The 13,996-nt window shown below is 60.6% G+C and carries 12 protein-coding genes and 1 pseudogene; 6 read left to right on the forward strand and 7 right to left on the reverse strand.

Going from position 1 to position 13,996, the window contains the following annotated elements; all coding sequences use genetic code 11:
- The 4 genes from ACP7D9_RS10170 (at nt 1) to ACP7D9_RS10185 (ending at nt 4,959) form a co-directional block, all read left to right on the forward strand.
- Nucleotides 1–1,059, forward strand: a complete 1,059-nt coding sequence (locus ACP7D9_RS10170) for an alpha-ketoacid dehydrogenase subunit beta (protein WP_426157148.1) — start codon at nt 1–3, stop codon at nt 1,057–1,059.
- Nucleotides 1,060–2,328, forward strand: coding sequence for a dihydrolipoamide acetyltransferase family protein (locus ACP7D9_RS10175; protein ID WP_426157150.1), 1,269 nt, complete (start codon nt 1,060–1,062; stop codon nt 2,326–2,328). It abuts the gene before it with no gap.
- 4 nt (nt 2,329–2,332) lie between these two features.
- On the forward strand, nt 2,333–3,706 hold the full coding sequence (gene lpdA / locus ACP7D9_RS10180; RefSeq protein ID WP_426157152.1) for a dihydrolipoyl dehydrogenase: 1,374 nt from the start codon (nt 2,333–2,335) through the stop codon (nt 3,704–3,706).
- Nucleotides 3,707–3,939: 233 nt separating this feature from the next.
- Nucleotides 3,940–4,959, forward strand: coding sequence for a branched-chain amino acid aminotransferase (locus tag ACP7D9_RS10185; RefSeq protein WP_039762213.1), 1,020 nt, complete (start codon nt 3,940–3,942; stop codon nt 4,957–4,959).
- A 159-nt stretch (nt 4,960–5,118) separates the two neighbouring features.
- Here the strand turns inward: ACP7D9_RS10185 and ACP7D9_RS10190 are convergent, their stop codons facing one another.
- From ACP7D9_RS10190 to ACP7D9_RS10205, 4 genes are all read right to left on the reverse strand, one after another.
- Nucleotides 5,119–5,940, reverse strand: coding sequence for a TIGR03915 family putative DNA repair protein (locus ACP7D9_RS10190; protein ID WP_397478304.1), 822 nt, complete (start codon nt 5,938–5,940; stop codon nt 5,119–5,121).
- Complete coding sequence (locus tag ACP7D9_RS10195) at nt 5,937–7,157, reverse strand: putative DNA modification/repair radical SAM protein (protein WP_101162566.1); 1,221 nt, start codon at nt 7,155–7,157, stop codon at nt 5,937–5,939. Before ACP7D9_RS10195 ends, ACP7D9_RS10190 begins: the two co-directional genes overlap by 4 nt.
- Before the next feature lie 160 nt (nt 7,158–7,317).
- Entirely contained in the window at nt 7,318–8,637 is a 1,320-nt protein-coding gene (locus ACP7D9_RS10200) for an Nramp family divalent metal transporter (RefSeq protein ID WP_101162568.1), read from the reverse strand.
- Nucleotides 8,638–8,754: 117 nt separating this feature from the next.
- Nucleotides 8,755–9,291 (reverse strand): chalcone isomerase family protein, encoded by a 537-nt coding sequence (locus ACP7D9_RS10205; protein ID WP_101162571.1) that lies wholly within the window; start codon nt 9,289–9,291, stop codon nt 8,755–8,757.
- Between the two features lie 146 nt (nt 9,292–9,437).
- Here ACP7D9_RS10205 and ACP7D9_RS10210 point away from each other — a divergent pair, with 146 nt between their 5' ends.
- Nucleotides 9,438–10,211 (forward strand): hypothetical protein, encoded by a 774-nt coding sequence (locus tag ACP7D9_RS10210; RefSeq protein ID WP_426157156.1) that lies wholly within the window; start codon nt 9,438–9,440, stop codon nt 10,209–10,211.
- A gap of 84 nt (nt 10,212–10,295) precedes the next feature.
- Complete coding sequence (locus tag ACP7D9_RS10215) at nt 10,296–10,853, forward strand: hypothetical protein (RefSeq protein ID WP_101162573.1); 558 nt, start codon at nt 10,296–10,298, stop codon at nt 10,851–10,853.
- On the opposite strand, the pseudogene ACP7D9_RS10220 reads toward ACP7D9_RS10215, so the two are convergent.
- From ACP7D9_RS10220 to ACP7D9_RS10230, 3 genes and pseudogenes are all read right to left on the reverse strand, one after another.
- Nucleotides 10,843–11,559, reverse strand: a pseudogene (locus ACP7D9_RS10220) (alpha/beta hydrolase). The gene ACP7D9_RS10215 and the pseudogene ACP7D9_RS10220 sit on opposite strands and share 11 nt — an antisense overlap.
- Before the next feature lie 179 nt (nt 11,560–11,738).
- A complete protein-coding gene (locus ACP7D9_RS10225; protein ID WP_426157158.1) occupies nt 11,739–12,851 on the reverse strand; it encodes a succinylglutamate desuccinylase/aspartoacylase family protein in 1,113 nt (370 codons plus the stop codon).
- 140 nt (nt 12,852–12,991) lie between these two features.
- Entirely contained in the window at nt 12,992–13,771 is a 780-nt protein-coding gene (locus ACP7D9_RS10230; RefSeq protein ID WP_101162576.1) for an ABC transporter substrate-binding protein, read from the reverse strand.
- Nucleotides 13,772–13,996: the final 225 nt, after the last annotated feature.

The following is a 13,996-nucleotide window of genomic DNA, read 5'->3' on the forward strand; positions in this document are numbered from 1 at the left end:
ATGAACGATCACAACAACAATATTCAGCTGGAAACCGCCATGAACACGACCACCATGACCATGATCCAGGCCCTGCGCTCGGCCATGGATGTGTTGCTTGAGCGCGATGACAATGTCGTGGTCTTCGGTCAGGACGTCGGCTACTTCGGCGGTGTGTTCCGCTGCACCGAAGGCCTGCAGACCAAGTACGGCACCTCGCGCGTGTTCGACGCCCCCATTTCGGAAAGCGGCATCGTCGGCGTGGCTGTCGGCATGGGTGCTTACGGACTGCGCCCGGTCGCCGAAATCCAGTTCGCCGACTACGTCTATCCCGCCTCCGACCAGATCATTTCCGAAGCCGCGCGTCTGCGTTATCGCTCGGCCGGCGAGTTCACCGCACCGATGACCTTGCGCATGCCATGCGGCGGCGGCATCTACGGCGGCCAGACCCACAGCCAGAGCATCGAGGCGATGTTCACTCAGGTCTGCGGTTTGCGTACGGTGATGCCGTCCAACCCGTACGACGCCAAAGGCCTGCTGATCGCCTCCATCGAAAACGATGACCCGGTGATCTTCCTTGAGCCGAAACGCCTGTACAACGGCCCGTTCGATGGCCATCACGACCGCCCGGTAACCCCGTGGTCGAAACACCCGCAAGCCCAGGTGCCGGACGGTTATTACACCGTGCCGCTGGACATCGCCGCGATCACTCGTCCGGGCAAGGACGTGACGGTGCTGACCTACGGCACCACCGTCTATGTATCGCAAGTGGCTGCCGAGGAGTCCGGGGTGGATGCCGAAGTCATCGACCTGCGCAGTCTGTGGCCACTGGACCTGGACACCATCGTCAAATCGGTGAAAAAAACCGGCCGTTGCGTGGTGGTTCATGAAGCCACGCGCACCTGCGGTTTCGGCGCCGAACTGGTGTCGCTGGTGCAAGAGCATTGCTTCCATCACCTGGAAGCGCCGATCGAGCGCGTCACCGGTTGGGACACTCCCTACCCGCACGCGCAGGAGTGGGCGTATTTCCCAGGGCCGTCCCGAGTGGGCGCGGCGTTGAAACGGGTCATGGAGGTCTGAATGGGCACGCACGTTATCAAGATGCCGGACATCGGCGAAGGCATCGCAGAAGTAGAACTGTCGCAGTGGCACGTCAAGGTCGGCGATCTGGTCGTAGAAGATCAGGTGCTGGCGGATGTGATGACCGACAAGGCGATGGTCGATATTCCATCGCCAGTACACGGCAAGGTTATTGCGCTTGGCGGTCAGCCGGGCGAAGTGATGGCGGTCGGCAGTGTGCTGATCAGCATCGAGGTTGAAGGGGCTGGCAACCTCAAAGAGTCCGCCGCTCCTGTAGCTGCCAAAGAGTCCGTTGCACCGAACGTGGAAGCTGTTGTCGAGAGCAAACCTGCTCCAGCGGCCCCACGTCCGGCTGCGGTTTGCCAAGGCCCGATGGTTGCCCGTGAAGCCGATGAGCGTCCGCTGGCCTCGCCAGCCGTGCGCAAACATGCGCTGGATCTTGGTATTCAACTGCGTCTGGTGCGCGGCACCGGCCCGGCCGGTCGGGTGTTGCATGAAGACCTTGAAGCTCATCTGGCGCAAGGTCAGTCCAATGCCTCGGCGCCGGCAGGTGCCGCTTATGCCCAGCGCAACGACGAAGAACAGATCCCCGTGATCGGCATGCGCCGCAAGATCGCCCAGCGCATGCAGGATGCCACTCAGCGTGCCGCGCATTTCAGCTATGTCGAGGAGATCGATGTCACCGCGATCGAAGAACTGCGCGCGCATCTGAATGAAAAACATGGCGCCAGCCGAGGCAAGTTGACCTTGCTGCCGTTCCTCGTTCGCGCGCTGGTCGTCGCCCTGCGCGACTTCCCGCAAATGAACGCGCGTTATGACGACGAAGCGCAAGTCATCACCCGCCTCGGCGCGGTGCATGTCGGCGTCGCCACGCAAAGCGATGTCGGCCTGATGGTGCCGGTGGTGCGTCACGCCGAAGCGCGCAGCCTGTGGGACAGCGCAGCGGAAATTTCGCGCCTGGCCAATGCCGCTCGCAATGGCAAGGCCAGCCGCGACGAATTGTCCGGTTCGACCATCACCTTGACCAGCCTCGGTGCGCTGGGCGGCATCGTCAGTACGCCGGTGCTGAACCTGCCGGAAGTGGCGATTGTCGGCGTGAACAAAATCGTCGAACGGCCAATGGTGATCAAAGGCCAAGTGGTGATTCGCAAGATGATGAACCTCTCCAGTTCATTCGATCACCGCGTGGTCGACGGCATGGACGCGGCGCTCTTCATCCAGGCCATTCGGGGCTTGCTCGAACAACCCGCCACTTTGTTTGTGGAGTAACGCAATGCAGACTCTGAACACCACGCTGCTGATTATTGGCGGTGGCCCCGGCGGTTATGTAACAGCGATTCGCGCTGGGCAATTGGGCATCCAGACCATTCTGGTGGAGGGCCAATCTCTGGGCGGCACCTGCCTGAACATTGGCTGCATCCCATCGAAAGCGCTGATCCATGTCGCTGAGCAGTTCCATCAGACGCAGCATCACCATCAGCATTCGGCGCTGGGCATCAGCGTTTCCGCGCCGAGTCTTGACATCTCTAAAAGCGTCGAGTGGAAGGACGGTATCGTTGATCGTCTGACCACTGGCGTCGCCGCATTGCTGAAGAAGAACAAGGTTCAGGTCGTCAACGGCTGGGCAAAAATCATCGACGGCAAAACCGTGGAAGTCGGCGATACGCGCATCCAGTGCGAGCATCTGGTGCTGGCCACCGGCTCGACCAGCGTCAACCTGCCGATCCTGCCAATCGGTGGGCCGATCATTTCCTCCACCGAGGCGCTGGCGCCAACTTCTGTGCCCAAACGTCTGGTCGTGGTGGGCGGTGGTTACATCGGTCTGGAGCTGGGCATCGCCTACCGCAAGCTCGGTGCCGATGTCAGCGTGGTCGAGGCGCAGGATCGCATCTTGCCCGCTTACGACGCTGAGCTGACCCAACCGGTGCACGACGCATTGAAGCAATTGGGCATGAAGCTTTACCTCAAGCACAGCGTGCTGGGCTTCGACGGCACGTTGCAGGTGCGCGATCCTGAAGGCGACACCTTGAACCTGGAAACCGATCAGGTGCTGGTCGCGGTCGGGCGCAAACCCAACACTCAAGGCTTCAATCTCGAAGCGCTGAATCTGGACATGAACGGCTCGGCAATCAGGATCGACAGCCATTGCCAGACCAGCATGCGCAATGTCTACGCCATCGGCGATGTCAGCGGCGAACCGATGCTCGCACACCGCGCGATGGCCCAGGGCGAAATGGTTGCCGAGCTGATCAGCGGCAAGCGCCGTGAATTCAACCCGACCGCCATCGCCGCCGTGTGCTTTACCGACCCGGAACTGGTGGTGGTCGGCAACACCCCGGACGAGGCCAAGGCTGCCGGGCTGGACTGCATCGTTTCCAGCTTCCCGTTCGCCGCCAATGGCCGGGCGATGACCCTGGAATCGAAAAGTGGCTTCGTCCGTGTGGTCGCGCGTCGCGACAATCACGTGATTGTCGGATGGCAAGCCGTGGGCGTCGGGGTTTCCGAATTGTCCACGGCGTTTGCGCAAAGCCTGGAAATGGGCGCGCGGCTGGAAGACATCGGCGGCACCGTTCATGCTCATCCGACCTTGGGTGAGGCGGTGCAGGAAGCGGCGTTGCGTGCGTTGGGGCATGCTCTGCATCTGTAATTTACGGGGGGCTGTAAGGGCCTCTTCGCGAGCAAGCCCGCTCCCATAGGGGGAATGCACTTCAAATGTGTGTGGGCTTGCTTGCGAATTCTTGAGAGCAACGCGATTTATCTGGGCGTCATCCGATAGTCCGGGCTGCGAAACCGCTCAAGAATGAAGTATTGTTGTGCCCATCCAAAAAAACGTCAGAAGCCTTGAACCGTTTCGGCGGTTGTTCAGCGATAGAGGGTGTCATGGGTAACGAAAGCATCAATTGGGACAAGCTGGGTTTTGACTACATCAAGACCGACAAACGCTATCTGTCGTACTTTCGCGATGGCGAGTGGGACAAAGGCACCCTGACCGAAGATAACGTCCTGCACATCAGCGAAGGCTCGACGGCTCTTCACTATGGCCAGCAGTGCTTCGAAGGCATGAAGGCCTATCGTTGCAAGGACGGCTCGATCAACCTGTTCCGCCCGGACCAGAACGCCCTGCGCATGCAACGCAGCTGCGCACGTCTGCTGATGCCGACCGTGGACACCGAGCAGTTTATCGAAGCCTGTAAAGCCGTGGTTCGCGCCAACGAGCGTTTCATCCCGCCTTACGGCACCGGCGGCGCGCTGTACCTGCGCCCGTTCGTGATCGGCGTCGGTGACAACATCGGCGTGCGCACCGCGCCCGAGTTCATCTTCTCGATCTTCTGCATTCCGGTCGGCGCCTACTTCAAGGGCGGCCTGACTCCGCACAACTTCCAGATCTCCAGCTACGACCGCGCCGCCCCGCAAGGCACCGGCGCCGCCAAGGTCGGTGGCAACTACGCGGCCAGCCTGATGCCGGGCTCGAAAGCCAAGAAAGCCAACTTTGCCGACGCGATCTACCTCGATCCGATGACTCACACCAAAATCGAAGAGGTGGGCTCGGCCAACTTCTTCGGGATCACTCACGACAACAAGTTCGTCACCCCGAACTCGCCATCGGTCCTGCCAGGCATCACCCGCCTGTCGCTCATCGAATTGGCCAAATCGCGTCTGGGTCTGGAAGTGGTCGAAGGCGATGTGCTGATCGACAAACTGGCGGACTTCAAGGAAGCCGGTGCCTGCGGTACTGCTGCCGTGATCACGCCGATCGGCGGCATCAGCTACAACGATCATCTGCATGTGTTCCATAGCGAAACCGAGGTGGGTCCGGTGACCCAGCAGCTCTACAAGGAGCTGACTGGAGTGCAAACCGGCGACATCGAAGCGCCAGCGGGCTGGATCGTCAAGGTTTGAACTGACGGTTTTTGATGTTGAAAAGAAGCCCTCCATTGAGCGATTGATGGAGGGCTTTTTGCTGGGCTACAGAAAATCAAAAAATCAAAAGATCGCGGCCTTCGGCAGCTCCTACACGGTCTCTGTAGGAGCTGCCGAAGGCTGCGATCTTTTGATCTTCTATTTCAAAGCAATCCGCTTTCCGGCTCGACTGGCAATCCCGCTCGCCTGCCCGTTCTGCTGTTTGCCCATCCGCGCCTGGGTAATCAATCCGGGAATCAACTCACCCTCCGGCAGGTTCTTCCAGAATCTCACCGGCAAGTGTCCTTGCATGACCCTGGGGTTCAACCGCGCCGGGTTGAAGATGTGGCTGTAGTAGGTCAACCACAAATCGCCATGCGGATCATCAACGTTCTGCGCCAGTTGCTGCCATTCAATCGGGCACTGACGCTCGTGAATCAATTGCTCGCCGTCGTAATAAACACCGTCGCGTGGCGTGGCGATCAACCAGCGATGCTGGCCCATACGCCCGATGAAGTGCTCGCTGGCGCTGTGCAGAATGTCATGCGCCGGTTCGTGCCACGCCACATATTGCGGGCCGGGCAGACCCTTCGGGCGCTCGATAAAGCGCACAAACGCATGCAGATGATGGGCTTCGCGGCTGACCTGTTTGATTCGACGCTGCAGTTCGCTGCCGAGTTTATCGCCGGCCATCATCGCCGTGCGGTCGCCATGGCTGACGCGCCACAGCACTTCATACAACAGGCTCCAGCGTTGCTCGCCGCGATAACGCGCCGCTTGTTCGAGGGTGTCGAGCAGCGCGCGCGGGATACGCGCCTGAAAGGGTCCCAGCCCAGCGGGCACGTGATCGTCACCGGCAAACAGATCCCCCACCCCTTCCACCGCCCAGCTCACCAGACTTGGATCGATTTCATGGCTGAGCAACCAGCGTGCTTGCTGGCGCCAGTTGTCGAACAGGTCATCGCAATCAAGACTGATCATCCCCACAACCCCATCTGCTGCGGCATCGGCCGGTCGCGCAATTGCTGATAGAGCATGTGGCTGGTGACTTCAGCCTGTTGCGGGTGGTAATCGCTGGTGATGATGAACGGCTTGGCCTTGGCCAGCACGCAGCGCATCCGCGCAACGTCTTCGTAACGGATGCGGCGCTGGCGACGCAGCTCGACCAGGCGCTCGGTAGTGCGCAAGCCGATGCCGGGAATGCGCGAGATCAATGCCGCGTCGGCACGATTCAGGTCCAAGGGGAACACTTCGCGGTTTTCCAGCGCCCACGCCAGTTTCGGATCGATATCAAGCGCCAGATTGCCCGGCCCCTTGAGCAATTCGTCTGCGCTGTAGCCGTAGCTGCGCAGGAGGAAATCGGCCTGATACAAACGATGCTCGCGCATCAGCGGCGGCGCGGCGAGTGGCACGCTTTTCGGGCTGTCGGGGATCGGGCTGAACGCCGAGTAATAGACCCGGCGCAGGCGGAAGTTGCCGTACAAGGATTGGGCGCTGTGCAGGATGGTGCTGTCATCGGTGTCATCGGCACCGACGATCAACTGCGTGCTTTGCCCGGCCGGGGCGAACTTCGCCGAGCGCGGCTCGTTCAACACGGTCTGCACACCGGTGTAGATGGTGTTCATCGCTTGCTTGATCGAGGTGATGTCCTTCTCCGGTGCGAGCGTTTGCAGGCTCGCATCGGTGGGCAATTCTATGTTGACGCTGAGGCGGTCGGCGTAACGCCCCGCTTCTTCGATCAAAGCAGGATCGGCTTCCGGAATGGTCTTGAGATGGATGTAGCCGCGAAACTCGTGCTCTTCACGCAGCAACTTCGCCACGCGCACCAGTTGCTCCATGGTGTAGTCCGCCGAGCGGATGATACCGGAGCTGAGAAACAGGCCGCTGACACAGTTGCGCCGGTAGAAATCCATGGTCAGCGTGACGACTTCTTCCGGGGTGAACCGTGCACGCGGCACGTCGCTGGAACGGCGGTTGACGCAGTATTGGCAATCGTAAAGGCAGAAGTTGGTCAGCAGGATCTTCAACAACGACACACAGCGCCCGTCCGGCGTATAGCTGTGGCAAATGCCCATGCCGTCCGTCGATCCAAGCCCGCTCTTGCCTTCGGAGCTGCGCTTGGGCGCGCCACTGCTGGCGCAGGAGGCGTCGTACTTGGCGGCGTCGGCGAGGATGCTGAGCTTGTCGATGATTTGCATGGCGCGGGCCCTTTACTGTGTGCATATACAGTATAGGCTCGCCCGCTGCGAAACAAGTTGATGGATGACCCCTCGTCGGCTGGTGATTCGAGGTGGTCACCGCGAAAACTGTGGGAGCGAGCTTTCCTCCAAGGGCGAGCTGATCACCGCACACCGGCTATCAAACTGCCCACTGCAATATCAGCCAGCAATTCGCCCCGCTGATCAGCACAAACAGCCCCCAGGCCAGCACCCGGGTCGGCCAGCGATTGACGAACGGCCCCATCAATTGCCGGTCGTTGGTCATGCGGATCAACGGATACAAGGCGAACGGCAGTTGCAGGCTGAGCACGACCTGGCTCAACACCAGCAACTTGCCAATCGCGCCATCACCGAGCAGCCAAACGCCAATGAACGCGGGAATCAGCGCCAGGCCGCGGGTGATCAGGCGTCGCTGCCAGCACGGGATTCGCAGATTCAGATAGCCCTCCATGATCACCTGCCCGGCGATGGTTCCGGTGAACGTGGAACTTTGCCCGGACGCGAGCAGCGCTACGCCAAACAGCACGCTTGCCAGCGCACCGCCAACCAGCGGATCGAGCAGGTGATAGGCGTCCTGAATGTCGACCACATCGGTGTGCCCGGACTGGTGGAACGCTGCCGCTGCGAGAATCAGAATTGCCGCGTTGACCAGCAGCGCCAGGGCCAGCGACCCGATCGTATCGATGCGCGCCAGCTTCACTGCGTCCTGCTTGCTCGCCAAGTCCTTGCCGATCATCCGCGTCTGCACGATCGAGGTGTGCAGATAAAGGTTATGCGGCATCACCGTGGCGCCGAGGATGCCAATCGCCAGATACAACGGCGCAGCATCGCCAATGGCCGACAGCGAAGGTTTGAAGCCCTGCGCCACGTCCGGCCAGTACGGCTTGATCAACAATAACTCGACGAAGAAACACACACCGATGGTCGCGACCAGCACCAGCATGATCGCTTCCAGGCGGCGGAAGCCACGGTTTTGCAGGGCCAATACGAGGAGAGTGTCGAACGCCGTCAAGGCGATGCCGAACGTCAGCGAACACCCGAGCAGCAAGTGAAACGCCAATGCACAGCCAAGCACTTCGGCGAGGTCGGTGGCGATGATCGAAATTTCCGCCAGCCCCCATTGCAGGCGTGCGGTCGGCGTGCTGTAGCGCTCGCGGGACAATTGCGCCAGATCGCGACCGGTGGCAATGCCCAGCCGCGAGCACAGGCATTGCACCACCATGCCGGCCAGACTCGCCAGCAACACCACGAACAACAGGCTGTAGCCAAAACGCGAACCGGCCTCGATCGCAGTGGCCCAGTTGCCCGGATCCATGTAGCCGATCGACACCAGCAAACCGGGACCGGCAAAACGCAGCACGCGTTTGAAGAACGACGCAGTCGGATCGACCGCGACACTGCCGGCCACTTCCGGCGGGCAAAACGGCGCGGTGGCGATTTTGGGCAAACTGAATTTCACGCACACATCCAGAAACAAAAACGGGAACCCGGCAGCTTAGACGTTTCGCCAGAAGCCTTGAAGAGCAAAGATTGCAGCCTGCAGCAGCTCGTGCATTTGGAACGCGATCTGCTGATCTTATTGACTCGCCCCCAACAACTGCTCGCGCAACTCGGGGCTGCGTGTACGCGGATCCAGCCAGATATCGAAAAACGCCTTGGCAAATTGCGGGTCTTCTATCTCGTGCTGCAGCTTCTGGCCGACAAAAAACCGCGCACCCTGCCCCGGCAGATACACGCCGGTGATTCGCGTACCGGCCTGCACGTCGATAAACGACTGCTGCATCTGCACCTGCCAATTGGCCAGTTGTGCCGGGCTGACGCTGGGGCCGGCCAGGCGCTTGATCTCGTCGACGCTGGTGCTGACCAGATCGTCGCGCGAGATCGCGCGGCGATAGATCAGCTCCAGCGCAAAAGGCTGGCCGTCCGCGAGAGGTCGTGCGGCACTCCACAAACGAGCGCTGTAAACATCGAAGCCGAACACGCTGAAATCGCCGCTGCCGATGATTTGCGCACCGGGCACGGCGTCTTGCCAATTGGCCCATGTCGGCGTGAGCAACAGCGCCCACAAGCCGATGCCACAGCAGCCACGGACAAGTTTGGGTGTTCTGCTCATCGCCGTATCCTCTGCGCCACGCTCTGAATGTTCGAAGCATAGCCGGATTCACGCTTGAAATTTTGTATACAAACTTTGCACACATAGGCAGCAATCTCCCAAGCGCAGTGCTAACGTACCCACCCTGACCCAACGGAGAGACCCGCGTGCTGATCCTCAAACTGCTGCTGATTCCCGCTTTTCTCCTGCTGATTTCTCTGGCGGGCAAACGTTGGGGCCCGAGCGTGGCTGGGTGGTTGTCGGGATTGCCGGTCGTGGTCGGGCCCATTCTGTTTTTTCTCGCGGTCGAACAAGGCCCGCAGTTTGCCGCGCAATCTGCGGTGGCGGCGCTGTCAGCGATGTTCGCGATGATCGCCTTCTGCGTCACCTATGCGCAGGTCGCGCAACGCGCCGATTGGCCGTGGGCACTGACGTTTTCGCTGGCGGTTTGGGGCGTGCTGGCAGCGGTGTTGTCGGTGATCCCGGCATCCTTGCCGTTTTCGGTAATTGCCGCGGCGGTGGCGCTGCTTGCATCGCCGTACCTGTTTCCCGAGGTGCAGCCGGCGTTGAACGGGCGAGCGCCGAAGTCGGACAAACTGATTTGGCGGATGATTGCCGGCGCTGCGCTGACACTGGTGGTGACGATGCTCGCCAGCACCGTCGGGGAGCGCTGGAGCGGCCTGCTCGCGGTGTTCCCCGTACTTGGCAGCGTCATGGCGGTGTTTTCGCAACAAACGCGAGGCCCGGCGTTTACCGCTGCGTTACTGCGCGCAACGGCGACCGGCATGTATTCGTTCTCAGCGTTCTGCCTGGTGTCAGCCTTGACGCTGCCGAGCATGGGCCTGAGCGGCTTCGTGGTGGGCGTAGCGGTGTCGGTAGCGATGCTCGGCGTGACCCGGCGTCTGCTGGCGCGGCCAGCGGCGAAGGCGCAAGCGCAATAAACGCCCGGACGAATCGCGCTGGAACGCCCGGTACGCTCCGTGGGATGATCGCCCGCCTCGCGCGACTTATTCCCGGAGATTCAGATGTCATTGTTGAGCAAAAAAGCCGTCATCCTGATGTTGGCGGCCGTCGCCGGTTTTGCCGCGATCAACGCGCACGCCGCCAAGGAAAAAGTCAAAACCGAGAAGGTCTCGCTGCTCGACGGCAAGTTTGCCTTCGTCCTGCCCAAAGGCTTCGTTGCCGACCCGCTGCCCGCCAGCCCAAGCGGCGCCAAGGGCACGATGTACACCAACCAGGCCACCAGAACCGTGGTCATCGCCGCCGAAAACCAGATCCCCGAAGGACAGAACGTCAAGGACAACGACGGTGAGTTTCTTGACGCCAGCGTGTCGAGTTTCATCGACGATCAGCGCAAGGCCCTGCCGGACTTCAACAAGCTCAGCGAAAAAAGCCTGACCCAGAAAGGCACCGGCCTGGGTTTGCGTCAGGTTGACAGTACGGCCACTCAGGGTGGTGGCCAGACGCTCAACACCACATTGCTGGCCGGCTCCGGGACGAAGATGGCGCTGGTGCAGGTGATCTCCCGCGCCAGCGACAAGAAGGCTCACGATGCTCTGGTCAAAGCCATCGTCAAGGATTGAGCCGCTGCAGCCAGCCATTCAGATCGCGCAGTTCGGCCGCGCTGATGCTGTGGCCGACGCCCGGATAAGCATGAAACTCGGGTTTGTAATCGAGCTTTTGCAATAGCGCATTGGCCTCGGTTCCGTGACGGTAAGGCACCGGATCATCAGCGGTGCCGTGGCCGATAAAAATGCTCAGCGGCAACGGCGCTTGCCCGGGCTTGAGTTCGGCCTTGAGCACCGGCAACAAGCGCCCGCTCAACGCAGCGAATCCGCCCACGGCTGCTGGCGCGCGCAGGCCCACTTCGTAGCTCATCATCGCGCCCTGGCTGAAGCCGATCAGGTACACCTTGTCCGGCGCGGCGTGATATTTCTTCGCCGCCTGGGCGATAAAGTCCCGCAGCTTCTGGCCGCTGACCTTCAGATCATCAGTCTCGCCGTTGTAGGCACCTTCGCCTTTCTTGCGAAATCACTGGTAACGTCCTTCACCCAACGTCATCGGCGCGCGCACCGACAGGTAGTTGTACTGCGCCGGCAGCTGAAATTTCATGCCGATGAGATCGGCCTCGTTACTGCCGTAGCCGTGCATGAAAATCACCAGCGGACGTGGTTCTGCGTCGGCGTGGACCTGTTCGAGGTATTTGAGCGGCAGGTCGGATTGCACGGTGGTTTGTGCGTGGACGGCGGTGGATGCGAGCAGCGTTAGTAGGGTGAATATTTTCAGCATTGCAGCGTTCCTTCACAGAGTGTCGGGTTCGCCGGGGAGCCTAACATCCTTGGAAGAGGATCCAAATTTGTGAAGTGGCTGATGGCCCGTTCGCGAGCAAGCTCGCTCCCACAGGTAAAATGCGTTTGTCTGTGGGAGCGAGCTTGCTCGCGAAGAGGCCGGCACATTCACCGCACCTGTCAGTCGTTGGTCAGCTTGCCGGTACGAAACGGCACCCTACCCGCCACTTTCGCCTGCCAGATTCCCGGTTCGGTATAACGCCCGCGATCAATCGCAAACAGCACCCCGCTGGTGCCGGCGCGCACGGTGGTCACCCGATCTTGCAGCGGATCGACCACCTCGAACAACGCATCACCCTGCTCTACCCACTCGCCGGCATTGCGCAGGAAACTGACCACGCCGTGGTGCGGGGCGAACAGGTATTCGGTGGCTTCGAACGGCAGGCCCTCACAGCATTCGCTCGGCGCGGTCGGCCACTCACCACTGATGAACCCCTGCTCGGCGAGAAAGCCCAGAATCGCTTCACAGTTGGCCTGAGCCTGATCGACGCGAGTGTCGCCCATGCTGCCCAACTCCAGCGTCGTCGCCAGATTCGCCGCCGGAATCACCGCGTGCGGGAATGCCTTGGCCAGACGCAACCACGGCGTCGAGCACGACTCATCGAACGAGCTGCCGCCGGAATCCTCGCAGAGCAATGCGACGCCGGCCTTCAGCCGCGCCGCCAGCGATTGCCACTGCGGCCAGTGTTGCGGCAGTGCGTAAAGGTGAATCGCAGCATCGAAGTCGCAATGCAGATCAAGGGTGATGTCGGCGTCGCAGGCGTGGCGCAGCAACAAGCGGTGCAAGGCTTGCAGTTGCGAGGCCGGCGCCGGCAATTCATCGAAGACCTGAGCCAAGGCCTGGCGAATCAGCGCGACGTTGGCCTCGGCATCCGCGCCCAGGCGTTCGCCAACCAGCGACGCTACCGGCGCGCTGAGCTCGACGAATGCGCGATTGAAATTCTTGCCGCTGCCCAATTCGAAGCGGCCCATGTGATTGCCTTGCAGATGCTGATCCAGGCCAATCGGATTGGCCACCGGCACCAACTCGATGACGCCCTGCAAGCGGCCCTGCTGCTCCAGTTCGCTCAGGCGCAGCTTGAGTTCCCACGCGGTGCGCATGCCCGGCAACTCATCGGCGTGCAGGCTGGCCTGGATATACACCTTGCGGCTGCCGGCGCCATAGCGGAACACGCTGAGGGAGCGCTCACTGCCCAAATGGCTCCAGGGCAGAACGTGGTCGATGCGTTGCATGGTTAACTCCTCATATCTGCATCACACAGATCCCCTTTGGAAGCGGGCAAGCCCGCTCCCACAATGGATCTCTATCAGTAGAAAGAAAGCATAAAAAAAGTGGCCACCGCGCAAACGGGGCCACTTTTTCTCACGGCGTATTAATGGCCGTATACGTCAAAGTCGAAGTACTTGTCCTGGACTTTCTTGTACTCGCCATTGGCGCGGATTTCAGTGATGGCTTTGTTGAATTGCTCAGCCAGTGCGGTATCGCCCTTGCGCACGGCAATGCCAGCGCCGCCGCCGAAGTACTTGGCGTCTTCGTACGTCGGGCCGACGAATTCGAAGCCTTTGCCGGCGTCGGTTTTCAGGAAACCGTCGCTGAGGTTGACCGAGTCGGCCAGCATCGCGTCGATACGCCCGGACACCATGTCGAGGTTGGCTTCCTGCTGCGAGCCGTAGCGCACCAGTTCGATTCCGGCCGGAACCAGCACTTCGGTCGCATAACGGTCGTGAGTACTGGCGCGCAGCACGCCGACTTTCTTGCCCTTGAGTTCAGTCAGCGGGTCTTTGACGCCCGAGCCTTGCTTCATCACGAAGCGTGCCGGGGTGTGGTAGTACTTGATGGTGAAATCGACGTTTTTCTTGCGGTCGTCGGTGATGGTCATCGACGACAGGATCGCGTCGATCTTCTTCACTTTCAGTGCCGGGATCAGACCATCGAACTCCTGCTCGACCCACGTGCATTTAACTTTCATCTGCGCACACAGTGCATCGCCGATGTCCACGTCAAAACCAGTGAGTTTGCCGTCAGGGGTTTTCATCGAGAATGGCGGGTACCCGGCTTCGATACCGATGCGGATCGGCTTGGCGTCTTCAGCCACAGCAGTCAGGGACAACATCGACAGTGCCAGGGCACCGAACATCACTAGCTTTTTCATTTATTACTCCCGTGCGGAGGCTTTTATTGGCAGCTTTCGAGTCAGCATTCGGTCATGGCGTTCTAACAGCAAAAACCGAAGTGGCCGGCAGTCTATGGCGACGCGCACAGGGGCAATTGTTTTTAAGCGACAAATACTTACAGAACATCGGCGCACGCATTGACGAGGGTCAGCGCGTGCGCCGTGGTGGTGCGAAGGCTGCAGGACAAGACTGTTTTCAGAGCA

Origin of the sequence: Pseudomonas sp. TSRC2-2 (assembly GCF_049897785.1) — a bacterium.
Classification (GTDB): Bacteria; Pseudomonadota; Gammaproteobacteria; order Pseudomonadales; family Pseudomonadaceae; genus Aquipseudomonas.